The sequence below is a fragment of the Streptomyces sp. NPDC054847 genome (assembly GCF_053610925.1).
This window is the reverse complement of the sequence record NZ_JBSGZJ010000037.1, coordinates 1-16,526: the sequence shown is the minus strand read 5'-3', so window position 1 is coordinate 16,526 and position 16,526 is coordinate 1. Positions and strand designations below refer to the sequence as shown.

Sequence of the window (16,526 nt, the reverse complement as noted above, 5' to 3'; positions counted from 1 at the left end):
GCCGGTTCAGCAACCGGCCACGAAATGGCATCTCGTGTCTCCACACGTAGATAAGGGATGGGACGGCCGACGGGCGGGGGTGCAGGCAGTGCGGCACCCCCGCCCACCGGGATCACATGTCCGGCAGCGCCATCGGGTTGGACATCTGCTGGATGGCGCTCTTGTCCGCGGCTCCGCTGTAGACACGGACCTCGTCGATCGCGCCCGCGAAGTGCTCGCTGCCGCCGCCGAGTGCCGAACGGCCCACCTGGAGGGCGCCGGTGGCGGCCCACAGGGTGTCGTCGGTGCCGTGCGCGATGTCGGCGAGCATGCCGTTCACGTACAGCCGGATCTCGTTGGCGAACGCGTCATAGACGACCGCGAGGTGCTGACCCGCCGGATCGGTGTCGGGCAGTTCCTGGTCGTCGGTGAACGACTTCACCGTCGCGGTGGCCGAGTCGGATTCGGCGACCGCGAGCTCCCACATGGACGGTGTCTCAGCGTCCGGACCGGGCCGGTAGCGGACGGCGAGACGGTTGGCCGCCGCGCCGGGCAGCGAGAGCACGGTCTGGGCCTTCTCCGGGTCGAGCGTGGTGAGCTGGGCGCGCGCCGTGACCGTGAAGCTCGCGGCACCGGTGACCGGGGCGGTCGCCGTCGTCGCATAGTCCCCGGCACCGTCCAGGACCATGTGCCCGTTGCCGACCATCGGGAAGGGGTCCGCCGAGAAGGGGTCGGTGGGCGCCAGGTGGATGTGGGCGTTGCCCGCCAGCGTCAGCGCCTGCCCCGCCCCCGTGTCCGGGGACGAGCCCGAGGTCGCCGCGTCGAGCTGCCAGTAGTTCTTCCGCTCGGGCTTGACCGTCATCATCTCCGCCACCTGCGCGGCGGGCAGGACGCGGTCGAAGACGCGTACCTCGGCGAGGTCACCGTCGAAGTTGTCCCGGTAGCCGCTCTTGGCCGTGGTGCGGCCGAGCTGCAGCGGGCCGTAGGAGCGCCACACCGAGCGGCGGGAGGCGGTGCCCTTCGAGTCCTTGTTGACGTAGAGCCGCAGTTCGGACTTGGTGGCGTCGTAGACGCCGGTCAGCAGGACCCACTGGTCGGGGACGACGCTGACGCCCGTGGCGACGGCCTTCCACTCGCCGAGCGTGTCCACGTCGGTCACCGGGACGGAGAACGCCCAGGTGCCGGCCGTCTGGTCGTAGCCGAGCGTGAAGCCCGGTTCGCCGGTGCCGTCCTGGCTGACGACGGCCATGTCACGGGTGGGCGTGCCCTTCGGGCGGACCCAGGCGCTGACGCTGAAGCTCTTCGAGGAGTCGAGGACCGTCTCGTTGACGTCGGCGTACGCGGCGGAGGTGCCGTCGAAGCGGGCGGCGGCGTCGGCCTTGCCGCCGGGGCCCTCCACTCCGAAGGTGACACCGGTGCCGGTGGTCGCCGAGAAGGCTCCGGTCTCGTCGTGCGCCTCTGTACTGGTCGGCGCGTCGGCGAGGTTCCACTGGGCGGCGACGGGCGTGCCCTCGGTGACGAGGAACTCGTAGTGCGCCTTGGTGCTCGGGTTCTCCGCCTTGTCGACGGCGATGACGTCGACCCAGTGGCGTCCGGCACGGGTCGGCATCCAGCTCACCGTCGCGGGGCCGCCGGCCGAGGTGGCGTTGATCGTGGTCGTCGGCGTGGCCGTGCTGTCGAACGCGTAGCGGTACTTGACGACATCGGTGTCCGGGACGCTGTCGTTCGGGTTGGGCGAGAAGGTGAACGAGCCGTAGGTGCCGACGCCGTCGTGGTAGACGCTGTCGGACGGGTACTGCTTGGACAGCACGTTCGGCTTGCCCGGCAGCGAGGCGTCGTAGATGAACTCGCAGCGCACCGTGTCCCCGTCGTAGCTCCACGGACCGTATCCGTCGCCGTCGGTGGCGCGTGCGCTCCAGTAGATGACGGTGTTCTGCGGAATCTCCGACCGCACGGTGTGCGTGAACTTGGTGCCGGAGGTCGGTGCCAGCCAGGAGGGCGTGAGGTACGTGTAGCTCTTGGCCACGTTGGTGACCGGGTCGGTCCAGTCGACCTTGAACTCGACCTTCACCTTGTCGGTGCTGCCGCTCGTGTGGTCGGGGTCGCTGGCGATGGCCTGGAGTTGCGGGGGCTTCTCGGCGTAAGGACGGCCCGCGCCGGAGGTGCAGACACCGCCGGGGTCCTGCGACAGCGTGGTGATCTTCCGCGGCAGGTTGTTGTAGCTGATGGAGAGGTACGCGTTGCCGCAGATCCGCTTCCACTCGGGCAGCCGGGTCTCGTCGGCGGCTCGCAGACCGAGCGTCATCGAGGACCAGCCCTCGGCCGCGGCGGTCTTCACCTCGCTGGTCAGCTCACCGGTGGGGCCGGCCTCGAAGTGCAGGTTGGCCTGGCTCGAGCAGCTGGTCGGCGAGATGGCCTTGTCGACCGTGCCGATGTGGTCCAGCCAGTCGTCAGAGGTGTTGGACCAGCTGGAGGACGACGTGATGCTGTAGTTCTTGCCGCCGATGCGGTAGAGCCGGATCGGCTCCGCGGTCGGCGAGGCGCTGTAGATGTGCTCGACGCGGGCGGAGAACGTGGCGCCGAGGATCTGCTTGCCCTTGTAGAACGACATCGGCATGGTGAACAGCAGCCGCCGCACACCCACCCCGTTGCAGGACACCGGGCTGTAGTCGGTGGGGCACTTGCCCACACCGGCGCTGCCGGAGTACTTCCAGTCCTGCTCGCTCGGCATGCCCGACATCACGCCGGTCCACGCGGTGCGTGAAGTGGTGCGCTGGATCGGGTCGATGACGACCGGGAAGACGGTGTCCTTGCCCTTGAGCAGCTTCTGGTCGGGCACCAGGGACAGCTTGCCCTTGCCGACCTCGAGGCCGAGCGGTGAGGTCTTCCCGCCGCCGCCGGGGCCGGCGAGCGCGGCCTCGGGTGCGACGGACGGGGCCGGGGCCGCGTCCGCGGACGCGGCGGCGACCGCCTTGTAGACCGCCTTCGGGCCCTGCTTCCTGGCGGCTGCCTCCTTGACGGCGGCCGAGTCCCACATCACCGGCTTGCCGGCCTCGAAGACGGTGCCGCCGACGGCGGCGTCCTCGGCCTTGAGGGCGCCGGTGGCGTCCTCCTTCACCGTGAGACCGTCGGTCTTCAGGCCGAGGTCGAGCCTGGCGAGGCGCGGATCGGCGGCGGCCTGCGGGGTCTTGACGACGAGGAGGTGGCCGAAGCCGTCCGCCTCGGCGCGCACCGCGAGGTCGACGCCGGGCAGGGCGTCCTTGTAGGTGGCGGTGTCACCGTCGAGGACCGGCGCGGGAAGCTTCCCGTGCGGCCAGGTCAGCGACAGTCCGCGGCCCGCCTGCTTCATGGTGACGAAGGGTTTGCCCGCCGTGCCGTCGGAGAACGACAGGCCGACCGCGGCCGCCTTCGGCGCCACGCTGCCGTCGGCGCCGCGCACCAGGGTCCTGTCGATGTCGACCCATGAGCCGCCCTGGAAGGTGCGGACCGGGTCGGTGTACTCGCGGGCGGTGAAGGTGCCGTTGGGCTCGGCGTAGATCTCCCGGCGTGCCGTGCGCATGCCGAGGATCTCGATCTTCTTGCCGCTCTTCTTGGCGACCGCGAGGGCCTCGGCCTCCGTCTGCACGGGCGTGCCGGTGCCGACCGCGGCCTGCTCGGGTGCGGCGTCGCTGCCGTCCGAGGCGTCCGGCAGCGCGTTGAAGCCGCCGGTCAGTACGGCGCCGGCCGCCACCGCGGCGATCGCGCCGCGCAGCACGAGGCCGCGTCGTATACGTCTGGACACGTGTCCGTTCTCCCTGTCGTTCATCAGCGGACCGCCGCACCGAATGCGGTGTCGCCGGCGGGAATTCCGTCCCAGCCGGGCTTGAAGGTCTTCGTGGGGGCGCCGCCGCCGGCCGTGCCCCACGGGAAGAGGTGCACGCCGTGGTCGGCCGCCGGCCCGTAGGGCATGCCGACGTAGAGCCCGCCGGGGCTCGCGGCCAGGCTCAGGCCGGCGAGCTGTGTGGAGGCAGGCGCACCGGGGATGCCCGAGCCCGGGTCGATCCACGCGTCGGACGCTCCGGGCGCGCCGACCATGGGGACGATGTGGACGCCGCCCTTCTCCAGGTGCTCCTCGGCCGACTCCTCACCGGGGACGCCGATGGCGAGCCGGGTGTTGGTGCCGGAACTGGTGCTGCTGGGCGCGGTGTTGACGGCCGCTAGGCGCTGGCCGAAGAAGTCGCCGGCTTCGCTCGCCTGCTCGACGTCGGCGGTGTCCTGCTCGATCCACTGGGTCTCGGTGAAGCTGCCGCTCGCCGTGATCCTGAAGATCTGGACGGCGCCCGCGTCGACCACGCTCTTGAGGTCCTCGCCGGGCACGCCCACGGCGAGCAGCGACTCGGTGGTGGAGGTGGCCCCGGAGGGGCGGTACGGAACCATCGCGAGGGCGGTCCCGAAGCCGTCGCCCACCTCCTCGTTGCCGGCGATCGCGTCCTGGTCCTGCCCGAGGCCGACGAGCGGCTTGGGGTACCCGGAAACCAGGTTGTGGCTGAACACGGCGACACCGCCCGCGAAGGTGGTGGTGCCGAGCGCCTCGCCGGGGGTCCCGACGGCGAAGTGGGTGGGTGTGGCCACGAGCGTCGAGCCGAACCGGTCGTCGGTCTCGGCCACTCCGGGCACGGCTCCCGCCGTCTCGGTGTCCTGGTGGTTGCCGTGGGCGGTGGTGGCGTCGGCGGAGACGTAGAAGAACGCCCCGGTGTCCGGGACCGTGCCGATGTCCTCACCGGGAGCACCGATCAGGAGGTACGAGGAACCGCCGGCGGCCTTGCCGGCGGCCAGGGCGTACCCGGTCCAGTCACCGGCTTCGTCGCCGCCGCCCAGCGAATGGGTGGCACCCTGCTTGTGTTCTCTGACGGCCCTGCCGCCGAGGAGACCCGTCGCCGAGCCGTAGATGATCTGCACGAGCCCCGCGTCGGGGGTCTCCAGGTCTTCGTACGGGATACCGACGGCGAGGTCGCTGCACCCGTCGGCGTCGGCGTCGTAGACCGCGAGGGCGAACCCGTACTGGTCCTCGTTCTCGGCCCCGCCGGGTACTCCGGTGGTCTCCTGGGACAGCTGCAAGGTGCCCTTGCCGCCGCCGTAGACGATGTGTACGAGGCCCGCCCGGGTCTTGCCGTTGACGGTCGCCTCCGGGTCGGCGATCGCCGTGTCCCGGATGCCGTCGCCGTTGAAGTCCGACTCCACGCCGGAGCAGGCGGCGGCGACGGCCGCGGCGGGCGTCACCGGCCCGGCGCCCAGGGCCGAGGCGGTCAGGACGAGCGCGCCGGCGGCGAGCGCCGTCCGTCGTCGCGTGGTGCGTCGTGGCCGACGCGTAGGACTGGTCACTGCGTTGGTTCCTCCCCTTTGCTGCCCGGCTGCTTGCGCCGGAGGTTCTCGGCGTCGGCGCCGTGCGGCGCCCACGTGTGTCGAGGGGGCCGTGGGTCCGGGGGCGGAGCCGTTCGCGGTGGGGCCCGGCGGCTTCCGCGGACGGGCATACGTGTCCCCGGGGGCACGCCGGACGCAGACCTGTGGGGAACTCCGCCACCAAGACAGCTCGTCGGCCCGGGGCGCACGGGCCCACCGGCACGGCACGGCCCACCGGCGCCGTGGCCCCTCGGCCACGGCGCGGACCGGCCTCCTGCCGTCAGCTCAGGAACGCGCCGAACGCGACGCCGTCGACCGGGATACCGCCCAGGCCGGGCCGCCAGCTCTCCGTGGGGGCACCGCCGCCCGGCGTGTTCCAGGGGAAGGCGTGGACGGCCCGGCCGGCGACGGGACCGTACGGGACACCCACGTAGAGCGAGCCGGGACTCGTGCCGAGGCCCATGCCCGTGAGCATGCGGGGCGCGCGGGCGGCGGGGATGCCGTTGCCGGGCGAGATCCAGCTGTCGCCGGCGCCGGGCGCGCCGAGCAGCGGCAGGATCTGCACGCCGCCCTCCTCCGGGTACGCCTCGGAGGACTCCTCCCCGGGCACACCCACGGCGAGGCGCATCGTGGCCGCGGTGCCGGTGGCGGTCGGGGCGGTGTTGACGACGGCGAGGCGCTGGCCGAAGAAGTCGCCGGCCTCCGCCTCGCCCTCCGTGTCGGGCTGGTTCTGGTCGATCCAGGTGATCGGCTGTACGGTCCCGTCCGCCTTGAGGTGGTACGTGTGCACGGCGCCGGCGTCGACGGTGGTCGCCAGGTCCTCGCCGGGGACGCCGACCGCGAGGAGTGAATCGGAGTTCGAAGTGGCGCCGGACGGACGGTAGGGCGCCATCGCCAGGGACGTGCCGTACTGGTCGCCGGCCTGTGCGGTGGTGTCACCGCTGCCGCTGCGGCCCTGGCCCATGCCGAACAGCGGGGCGGGGATGCCGTTGGTGTTGATCGAGGGCCGGAAGGCGGTCACGGCGCCCGCGAACTCGACGTTCGCGGAGGTGGTGGCGATGGACTCGCCGGGTGCGCCGACGACGAAGTGGCGGTCGGTGGCGGCGATCGACGCGCCGAAGCGGTCGTTGGGCTCGGGGTCCTCCCAGACGCCGGTGCTGTCCTGGGCCACGTGCGCGACGTTGTAGGCGGTGCCGTAGACGTAGTGGAACATCCCCATGTCCGTGCCCTCGGCGCCGTCCTCGCCGGGCGCTCCGATCACGAGGAAGGGGATGTTGGTGGCCGACCTGCCGGCGGCGACGGCGTATCCGACCCAGTCCTCGGCCTCGTAGCCTCCGGCGAGTTTGCCGTCGCTGCCCTGGCGGAAGCCGATGGTGCCTAGCCCGTTCCCTGCCATGCCGGCCGGTGAGCCGTAGATCAGGTGGACCAGGCCCGCGTCCTTGACGGTGCGGTCGGTCAGGTTGATGTCCTCGAAGGGGATACCGACGGCGATGTCGCTGCATCCGTCGGAGTTGGCGTCGTAGACGGCGTAGGAGAAGCCGAACTGGTCACCGGCCTCCGCCGCGTCCGAGACGTTCGGTGACGCCTGCGAGAGCGCGACCGTGCCCTTGCCGCCGCCGTAGACGATGTGGATCTGCCCGGCGCGCTCCTGACCCGCGACCGTGGCCTCCGGGTCGGCGATCGCGACGTCGCGGATCCCGTCACCGTTGAAGTCGTGCTGCGCCCCGGCGCAGCCGGTGGCCGCGACCGCCTGGGTCAGCGGTGCCGCCCCCTGCCCGAGCAGGGTGACGGCGCAGGCGAGCGCCAGCGCCGTCACACCACGGGTCGTTCGTGTGCCGATGTACGGCATGTTTCCCCCACCCCGCGCCGTACTCCGCGAGGAGCGGCGACGGCCTTTCGGTTGACCGGTCGTCGGGGCGCTCCCAGGCCCATGGCCGGGGAAGCCCCGAGTGCTCCGGCAGACCGTGTCCGAACGTGGCGAAACGTTTCCGCGGGGCCTCCCCGCCCCGCGGGCGCTTCGCCGCCCGGTTCCCTGCCCCCACGATCCACGGAAGCGGAACGGGACTATGGCATGCCCACGTCGATCATCACAAGATCACATGTCCGACATGGAGCCATCGATCACGAACACAGGTTGGTCACATGGGCTTTGATGCGACGTCACGAGTCCTTCACAAAGGGATTCCTGCCGCGTACCGGAACAACGGCGTACGGCCGCCCCCTACGGGAGCGGCCGTACCAGATCCCCAGCCTCTCGGCCTCGTCGCGAATCAGCACATCAGCGCATCAGCACGCCCGCGTCCTCCCCCGCCGTCTCCGTCGGCACGGCGACGAGCCCGACGTCCGAACCCGACGGCAGCAGGCGGTGCGCCGGCAGGATGCGGACCGTGTAGCCGAACGGGCCCGTCCGGTCCAGCGCGAGGGGCCCTTCGTACACCCAGCGCCCCTCGAGGTCCGGGCCGCTCGCCGGCTTCAGCGGGAAGGTCTGGGCGTCGCGGATGGCGTCGTCGGAGTCGACGCGGCCGGCGACCACCTGCACCTCGACGTCGTCCGGCTGGAGTTCGCCGAGCGCCGCCTGGACGCGGATGGTGAGGGTCGAGCCGAGACCCGCCGACGCCACCTGGCCCGCGGCCGCGTCCTGGTCGACGGCCTCCACATGGTCGACGGCCACCTGACGCCAGGCCGAGCGCACCCTGGCCTTCCAGGCCGCGAGATCCTGTGCGCTGGTGGCGTCCAGGGCGCGGTGCGCCCGCGCCGCCGGTGCGTACAGCCGCTCCACGTACTCGCGCACCATGCGGCCCGCGAGCACCTTCGGGCCGAGGGTGGTCAGGGTGCGGCGGACCATCTCGATCCAGCGGTCGGGCAGCCCGCCGGTGCCCCGGTCGTAGAACCGCGGGGCGACCCGCTCCTCGATCAGCGAGTACAGCGCCGCGGCCTCGAGTTCGTCGCGGCGGTCCTCGTCGGTGGACGCGCCGTCGGCGGTGGGGATCGCCCAGCCGAAGTCCGGCTCGAACCACTCGTCCCACCAGCCGTCGAGGACGGAGAGGTTGAGGGCTCCGTTGAGCGCCGCCTTCATACCGCTGGTGCCGCACGCCTCCAGGGGCCGCAGCGGGTTGTTGAGCCAGACGTCGCAGCCCGGGTAGAGCTTCTTCGCCATCGCCATGCCGTAGTCGGGCAGGAAGACGATGCGGTGGCGCACCCGCGGGTCGTCCGCGAAGCGCACCAGCTCCCGCACCAGCCGCTTGCCGCCGTCGTCCGCCGGATGGGCCTTGCCGGCGACCACGATCTGGATCGGCTGGGTGGGGTGCATCAGCAGCTCCGTCAGCCTCTCCCGGTCGCGGAGCATCAGGGTGAGCCGCTTGTAGGAGGGCACCCGGCGGGCGAAGCCGATGGTGAGCACGTCCGGGTCCAGCACCCCGTCGATCCAGCCGAGTTCGGCCGCGCCCGCGCCGCGCTGGCGCCAGGAGGCGCGCAGCCGCTCCCGCACCTCCATGACCAGCTGTTCGCGCAGCGACCTGCGCAGCTCCCAGATGTCGGCGTCAGGGATGTTCCCGACGGAGTCCCAGCGCCCGGAGCCGCCCACGGAGAGGGCGTCCTCCGCACGGCTGGTGCCGATCTGCCGGGCGCCGAGGCGGAACACCTCCGGCGCCACCCAGGTCGGGGCGTGCACACCGTTGGTGATGGAGGTGATGGGCACCTCCGCGGCGTCGAATCCCGGCCACAGTCCGGCGAACATGCTGCGGCTCACCGCGCCGTGCAGTTCGGAGACGCCGTTGGCGCGCTGGGCGAGCCGCAGTCCCATCACGGCCATGTTGAAGACGCCGGGCTCGCCGCCCGGATAGGTCTCCATGCCGAGCTGAAGGACCTTGTCGACGGGCACGCCGGGCAGTTCCGCGCCCTCGGAGAAGTGGCGTGCGACGAGTTCGCGATCGAAACGGTCGATGCCGGCCGGCACGGGGGTGTGGGTGGTGAACACGGTCCCTGCCCGCACGGCCTCCAGCGCCGCGTCGAAACCGAGTCCGCTGCCGCCGTGCTCGGGCGGCTCGCCCAGTTCGCGGATGCGTTCGAGGCCGAGGAAGCCGGCGTGACCCTCGTTGGTGTGGAACACCTCGGGCGCTGGACGGTCGGTGAGCCGGCAGTAGGCGCGGACCGCCCGCACTCCGCCGATGCCCAGCAGCATCTCCTGGAGCAGCCGGTGCTCGCTGCCGCCGCCGTACAGCCGGTCGGTGACGTCGCGGGCGCCCGGCCCGTTCTCCTCGATGTCGGAGTCGAGCATCAGCAGCGGTACCCGGCCGACCTGTGCGACCCAGATGTGCGCGTGCAACGACCGGCCGCCGGGGAGGGCGAGGGACACCCTGGCCGGGGTGCCGTCCACCTCGCGCAGCAGGCTCACCGGCAGCTCGTTCGGGTCGAGAACCGGGTAGTGCTCCTGCTGCCAGCCATCGCGGGACAGGGACTGGCGGAAGTAGCCGTGCCGGTAGAGCAGGCCGACCCCGATCAGCGGTACACCGAGGTCGCTGGCCGCCTTGAGGTGGTCGCCGGCGAGGATTCCGAGGCCGCCGGAGTACTGCGGCAGGGCGGCGGTGACGCCGAACTCGGGCGAGAAGTAGGCGATGGCGGCGGGGAACGCGGGGGTGTCGGGACCGCCGTCGCCGCCGTTGGACTGGTACCACCTGCGACCGTGCAGATAGTCGTCCAGGTCGTCGGCCGCGGCGGCGAGTCTGCGCAGGAAGCGCCGGTCTTTGGCCAGTTCGGCCATACGGGTGGCGGACACGTTCCCGAGGAGCCGCACGGGATCGCCGCCGACGGCCCGCCACCCCTCGGGATCGACGGTCCGGAAGAGCTCTCGGGTCTCGGTGTGCCAGGACCAGCGCAGATTGCGTGCGAGATCGCTGAGCGGCCCGAGCGGTTCGGGGAGGACGGGGCGGACGGTGAATCGACGAATGGCCTTCACAAGTTCACCTTCGCAGGGGAGGTACACATCCGAGCGGACGCAGGACGGTGCGTCCTTTTCCGTCATTTCCGACGGTATCGGTCCGCGCCCTCCGTAACCACGGCGCACGGGTGTCGCACCGGCGCGTTGGCGCATCCGGCGCGTAAACGGCCGTCAGAAAAGTCCGGTTCCCCATACATGACGGGCCGGTCTCTTTTCGTGTGTCTTGTGCGACCCCGTACGTCCTAGTAGTTAACACATCACCGGATTGCCCACCCGAAGGGCGTGGGAAGGCTCACCCGGTACGCAGGCGAGCACCCTCGAACGGCCTCCCTACCGTCCACCCGAGTGAACGCGGACAGGAGCGGACATGCCCGCAGCCCGCCAGTCACCGTTTCAACAGATACAAATAAAACTCAGTCAAATGAGACCCACCCCGCACAAACGAGACATCCCGCTCGATCCGACCTGCCCGCACAGCCCTCAGGTGATGTTGTGAACTCGCTCATCGGTCGCATCCCCGTCCTGGACGTCCGCCCACTCGTCGACTGCGGCAGAAGGCCCGCGAAGGCCGTGGCGGGTGAGACCTTCCAGGTCACCGCCACGGTCTTCCGCGAGGGCCATGACGCAGTCGCCGCCAACGTCGTGCTGCACGACCCGAAGGGCCGCTCCGGTCCCTTCACCCCCATGCGGGAACTCGCCCCCGGCACCGACCGGTGGGGAGCGGAGGTCACCCCTTCCACGGAAGGCCACTGGACGTACACCGTCGAGGCCTGGAGCGATCCCGTCGCCACATGGCGCCACCACGCCGGCATCAAGATCCCTGCCGGGATCGACACCGAACTGGTCCTGGCCGAAGGAGCGGAACTGTACGAACGGGCCGCGGCCGGCGTCCCGAAGAAGGACGGCAGGGAGGCCGTGCTCGCCGTCGCCGACGCGCTGCGCGACACGGCCAGGCCCGCGGCGGCCCGGCTCGCCGCCGCGTTCGCGCCCGACGCGGAGGCCGCCCTCTCCCGCCATCCGCTGCGTGAGCTGGTCAGCTCCTCACCGCCGCTGCCGCTCCAGGTGGAACGCCGGCGGGCGCTCTACGGCTCCTGGTACGAACTGTTCCCGCGTTCGGAGGGCGCGGTCGTCGAAGAGGGCGCGCCGCCCGTCTCCGGCACCTTCCGCACCGCCGCCGAACGACTGCCCGCCGTCGCCGCGATGGGCTTCGACGTGGTGTACCTGCCGCCGATCCACCCCATCGGGACCACCCACCGCAAGGGCCCGGACAACTCACTGACCGCCGGCCCCCACGACGTCGGCGTGCCGTGGGCGATCGGCTCCGCGTTCGGCGGGCACGACGCGATCCACCCGGAGCTCGGCACGCTCGCCGACTTCGACCACTTCGTGACGGCCGCCCGTTCCCTTCGCATGGAGGTCGCACTCGACTTCGCCCTCCAGTGCTCCCCCGACCACCCCTGGGTCAAGGAGCATCCCGAGTGGTTCCACCACCGGGCCGACGGCTCCATCGCGTACGCGGAGAACCCGCCGAAGAAGTACCAGGACATCTACCCCATCGCGTTCGACACGGACATGAAGGGCCTGGTCCGAGAGACGGTCCGGGTACTGCGCTTCTGGATGGACCACGGGGTGCGGATCTTCCGTGTCGACAACCCGCACACCAAGCCGGTCGTCTTCTGGGAGAAGGTGATCGGGGAGATCAACGGCAAGGACCCGGACGTCATCTTCCTGGCCGAGGCGTTCACCAGGCCGGCGATGATGCGCACCCTGGGAGCGATCGGCTTCCAGCAGTCGTACACGTACTTCACCTGGCGCAACACCAAGCACGAGCTCACCGAGTACGTCACCGAACTGGCCGGTGAATCGGCCGCCTTCATGCGGCCGAACTTCTTCGTGAACACCCCCGACATCCTGCACGCCTACCTTCAGGAGGGCGGCCGGCCCGCCTACGAGGTGCGGGCCGTGCTGGCCGCGACGATGTCGCCGTCCTGGGGCCTGTACGCGGGCTACGAGCTCTGCGAGAACGTCCCGCTCAAGGTCGGCAGCGAGGAGTACCGGCATTCGGAGAAGTACCAACTGCGCCCGCGGGACTGGGAGACGGCCGAGCGTGAGGGCCGCACGATCACACCGCTCATCACCACGCTCAACCGGATCAGGCGCCGCCACCCGGCGCTCCAGCAGCTGCGTGACATCCACTTCCACCACATCGACAACGACCGGATGATCGCCTACTCGAAGCGGTCCGGTTCCGATGTGGTCCTGGTCGTGGCGAACCTCGACCCCCACCACACCCAGGAGGCCACGGTCTCGTTGGACATGCCGCAACTCGGTCTCGAAGGGGACGAGACCGTACCGGTGCGCGACGAGCTCACCGGCGAGACCTATCACTGGGGCAGGGCGAACTATGTGCGCCTCGAGCCGGGTACCGCGCCCGCGCACGTCCTCACCCTGCGACCGTCCCAGCAGACCGGAGGGTCACCCACATCATGATCGTGAATGAGCCCGTCCACGACACGTTCGAGGACACCCCCGCACGCGACCGCGACCCCGACTGGTTCAAGCGGGCCGTCTTCTACGAGGTCCTGGTCCGCTCCTTCCAGGACAGCAACGGCGACGGCGTCGGAGACCTCAAGGGCATCACCGCCAAACTGGACTATCTGCAGTGGCTGGGCGTGGACTGCCTGTGGCTGCCGCCGTTCTTCAAGTCCCCCTTGCGGGACGGCGGTTACGACGTCGCCGACTACACTTCCGTGCTCCCCGAATTCGGTGACCTGGCCGACTTCGTGGAGTTCGTCGACGCGGCCCACCAGCGCGGCATGCGCGTCATCATCGACTTCGTCATGAACCACACCAGCGACCAGCATCCGTGGTTCCTCCAGTCGCGCAGCGACCCGGACGGCCCGTACGGCGACTACTACGTCTGGGCCGACGACGACAAGCAGTACCAGGACGCGCGGATCATCTTCGTCGACACCGAGTCGTCGAACTGGACCTTCGACCCGGTGCGCAAGCAGTACTACTGGCACCGCTTCTTCTCCCACCAGCCGGACCTCAACTACGAGAACCCGGCCGTGCAGGAGGAGATCATCTCCGCGCTGCGGTTCTGGCTCGACCTCGGCATCGACGGGTTCCGGCTGGACGCGGTGCCCTACCTCTACCAGGAGGAGGGCACCAACTGCGAGAACCTGCCGCGCACCCACTCCTTCCTCAAGCGGGTGCGCAAGGAGATCGACGCGCACTACCCGGACACGGTGCTGCTGGCGGAGGCCAACCAGTGGCCGGAGGACGTCGTCGACTACTTCGGCGACTACACGGCCGGCGGCGACGAGTGCCACATGGCGTTCCACTTCCCCGTGATGCCGCGGATCTTCATGGCGGTACGGCGCGAGTCCCGCTACCCGGTATCGGAAATCCTCGCCAAGACGCCGGCCATCCCGAAGAACTGCCAGTGGGGCATCTTCCTGCGCAACCACGACGAGCTCACGCTCGAGATGGTCACGGACGAAGAACGCGACTACATGTACGCCGAGTACGCCAAGGACCCGCGGATGCGGGCCAACATCGGCATCCGCCGGCGGCTCGCGCCCCTGCTCGACAACGACCGCAACCAGATCGAGCTGTTCACCGCGCTGCTGCTGTCGCTGCCCGGCTCACCGATCCTCTACTACGGGGACGAGATCGGGATGGGCGACAACATCTGGCTCGGCGACCGGGACGCCGTGCGCACCCCGATGCAGTGGACCCCGGACCGCAACGCGGGCTTCTCGTCCTGCGACCCGGGACGGCTCTACCTGCCGACCATCATGGACCCGGTCTACGGCTACCAGGTCACCAACGTCGAGGCGTCGATGTCGTCGCCCTCCTCGCTCCTGCACTGGACCCGGCGGATGATCGAGATCCGTAAGCAGAATCCGGCCTTCGGGCTCGGTTCGTATACGGAACTCCCCTCCTCGAACCCGGCCGTGCTCGCCTTCTTGAGGGAGGCGCCCTCCAAGGAAGAAGGGGGAGACGACCTGGTCCTGTGCGTCCACAACTTCTCGCGGTTCGCGCAGCCGACGGAGCTCGATCTGCGGACCTTCAGTGGACGCCATCCGGTGGAACTCATCGGCGGGGTGCGGTTCCCGCCCATCGGCCAGTGGCCGTATCTGCTGACCCTGGCAGGCCACGGCTTCTACTGGTTCCGCCTCCGCAAGGACGCGAAGAGCGCAGCCGCCACAGCCTGACGTGTCCGCGAGGGGGACAGAACCGGTCCGAAAGGCGCCCCCTACTCCGGCGGGGCGGTTTCCACCGCCCCGCTTCGGGCACTCCCCCCTCATCCCCGCGCGCCGCCGGACAGCCACAGCTGCAATCCGGGACACTTTGCGCATTCGTGGTGTACCCGGGGAAAGGACGCGATGCCCATGTCGGAGGCTGCATCCACCCGGACTCCGCTCGGTCTGCTTCCCTCGCTCGCCCCACTGCTGCGCCAATGGCTGCCCGAACAGCGCTGGTTCGCGGGCAAGGGGTACGAGGTCGGAGGCTTCTCACTCGTCTCCGCGACGGAGCTGCTGCCCCTGAACGGGCCCGGCCCCGGGCTGCTGCACCTGCTCGTGCGGGTCACGCAGCGGGACGTGCCCGTGCGGTCGTCCGCCGACTGCTACCAACTGCTCATCGGCGTGCGCGAGACCCTGCCGCCGCCGATGGCACCCGCGTTGATCGGCCATCTCACCGACGGACCGCTCGCCGGGCGGACCGTGTACGAGGGGACCCGCGACCCGCGGCTCGCCGCGCTCCTGCTGGAACGGCTGCGCACACCGGGCCTGCTCGGGCCGCTGCGCTTCGAGCGGTTCGACGGCGCGCCCGCTCTGCCGGCCCGGCTGCCCGCACGGCCGCTGGACGCCGAACAGTCCAACTCCTCGCTCGTCTACGGCGACGCGTACATCCTCAAGCTCTTCCGCCGTATCCACCCGGGGCCCAATCCCGATCTCGAACTGCCGCTCGCCCTCGCCCGGGCCGGCTGCGGACGCGTCCCCGCACCGGTCGCCTGGTACGGGACGAGCACGCCGGAACCTTTCACCCTCGGCGTTCTCCAGCCGTTCCTCCCGGGCTCCCGCGACGGCTGGGTACTCGCGCTGGAGGCACTGGCCGCCGACCGCTCCTTCCAGGGCGAGGCCCATGAGCTTGGCCGGGTGACCGCCGAGGTGCACACGGCGCTCGCCGACACCCTGCCGACGGTCAAGCTCGGCGGCCCGCAGACCGAGCGGCTGGCGGCGGCGATGGTCCGGCGGCTGGAGACGGCCGCGCAGTCCGTACCCGCGCTGGTGCCGTACGTGCCGCGGCTGCGCGCCGCCTTCGACGCGGTGGCCACGCTCGGCGGCCGCGGGCGCACCTGGGCGGCCCAACGGGTGCACGGGGACCTGCATCTCGGCCAGATACTGCGAGGCCCGAAGGACACCCCCTGGTCCGTTATCGACTTCGAGGGCGAACCGGCCAGGCCGCTCACCGAACGGTGCCGTCCGCAGCCCGCCGTGCGCGATGTTGCGGGCATGCTCCGCTCCTTCGACTACGCGGCCCGTACGCACCGCCCCTGGAACCCGGCGTGGGCGGAGCGGTGCCGTGCGGCGTACTGCGACGGCTACGCCGAAGCCGGCGGCGACGACCCCCGCGAGGAGCCCGAACTGCTCCGCGCCTACGAGACCGACAAGGCCGTCTACGAAGTCGTCTACGAGGCCAGACACCGGCCGGACTGGCTGCCCGTGCCGATGGCCGCGATCGAACGCCTCGCCGCACTCGACTGACCTGCACCGCTTCCCCCACCGACGCATCTGCCGCCCTAGGAGGCCGAATCCGTGACCGCCCGACCGTCGTCCCGCAAGCCCTCGGGACCGGAAGTCCCGCACCAGCCGACCGAGACGCACAGCGCAGAGACCGGACCCGCCGGGCCGGCCGAGCCGGGCGCGGTGCGCGGCACGGAGAGGACGAGGTCCGGCTCCGGCCGTGCCCCTGGTTCCGCGACCGGCGCCGTCACACCGCCCGCCGGTGACGAGCCGTCCGTGACCGGGACCGCGCAGCCGGCCGAAGCCGGCTCCCCCGCACCGGAGGGCTCCGCGCCCACCGGGAACGATGCGGCGGGGACGGCCGACGCCGGTTCCGTGCCGACGGGCGCCGGGGCGCGCCCGTCTCGCTCCGGCGGGAGGAAGGCCGCACGCGCGGACACCGCCGCGGCGGCGGACCCGGACGCGGCGGCCGGGGC

The 16,526-nt window shown here is 71.0% G+C and carries 7 protein-coding genes and 1 pseudogene; 4 read left to right on the top strand and 4 right to left on the bottom strand.

Features of this window, described 5'->3' with window-relative positions; all coding sequences use genetic code 11:
* Positions 1–112: 112 nt before the first annotated feature.
* The 4 genes from ACWGH4_RS07120 to glgP all read right to left on the bottom strand — a co-directional run bounded on the left by ACWGH4_RS07120 (position 113) and on the right by glgP (position 10,312).
* Entirely contained in the window at positions 113–3,760 is a 3,648-nt protein-coding gene (locus ACWGH4_RS07120; protein ID WP_453456719.1) for a LamG domain-containing protein, read from the bottom strand.
* Positions 3,761–3,783: 23 nt separating this feature from the next.
* On the bottom strand, positions 3,784–5,340 hold the full coding sequence (locus ACWGH4_RS07115; protein ID WP_453456716.1) for an FG-GAP repeat domain-containing protein: 1,557 nt from the start codon (positions 5,338–5,340) through the stop codon (positions 3,784–3,786).
* Between the two features lie 298 nt (positions 5,341–5,638).
* Complete coding sequence (locus tag ACWGH4_RS07110; protein WP_453456713.1) at positions 5,639–7,207, bottom strand: FG-GAP repeat domain-containing protein; 1,569 nt, start codon at positions 7,205–7,207, stop codon at positions 5,639–5,641.
* Positions 7,208–7,636: 429 nt separating this feature from the next.
* Positions 7,637–10,312 carry an alpha-glucan family phosphorylase gene (glgP, locus tag ACWGH4_RS07105; protein ID WP_453456710.1) on the bottom strand — a complete coding sequence of 892 codons (2,676 nt, stop codon included), beginning with the start codon at positions 10,310–10,312 and terminating at the stop codon, positions 7,637–7,639.
* Positions 10,313–10,786: 474 nt separating this feature from the next.
* Between glgP and ACWGH4_RS07100 the strand changes: the two genes are divergently transcribed.
* The 4 genes and pseudogenes from ACWGH4_RS07100 to ACWGH4_RS07085 all read left to right on the top strand — a co-directional run.
* Entirely contained in the window at positions 10,787–12,784 is a 1,998-nt protein-coding gene (locus tag ACWGH4_RS07100; RefSeq protein ID WP_453456708.1) for an alpha-1,4-glucan--maltose-1-phosphate maltosyltransferase, read from the top strand.
* Complete coding sequence (gene treS / locus ACWGH4_RS07095) at positions 12,781–14,517, top strand: maltose alpha-D-glucosyltransferase (RefSeq protein WP_441266093.1); 1,737 nt, start codon at positions 12,781–12,783, stop codon at positions 14,515–14,517. Before ACWGH4_RS07100 ends, treS begins: the two co-directional genes overlap by 4 nt.
* 177 nt (positions 14,518–14,694) lie before the next feature.
* A complete protein-coding gene (locus ACWGH4_RS07090) occupies positions 14,695–16,071 on the top strand; it encodes a maltokinase N-terminal cap-like domain-containing protein (RefSeq protein ID WP_453456704.1) in 1,377 nt (458 codons plus the stop codon).
* A 51-nt stretch (positions 16,072–16,122) separates the two neighbouring features.
* Positions 16,123–16,526, top strand: a pseudogene (locus ACWGH4_RS07085) (hypothetical protein); the annotation flags it as partial.

What these genes read in the sequence shown, in the direction of transcription:
- treS (WP_441266093.1), top strand. Translation starts at nt 12,781, where the DNA reads ATGATCGTGAATGAGCCCGTCCACGACACGTTCGAGGACACCCCCGCA.
- ACWGH4_RS07090 (WP_453456704.1), top strand. Translation starts at nt 14,695, where the DNA reads ATGTCGGAGGCTGCATCCACCCGGACTCCGCTCGGTCTGCTTCCCTCG.
- ACWGH4_RS07110 (WP_453456713.1), bottom strand. Translation starts at nt 7,207, where the DNA reads ATGCCGTACATCGGCACACGAACGACCCGTGGTGTGACGGCGCTGGCG.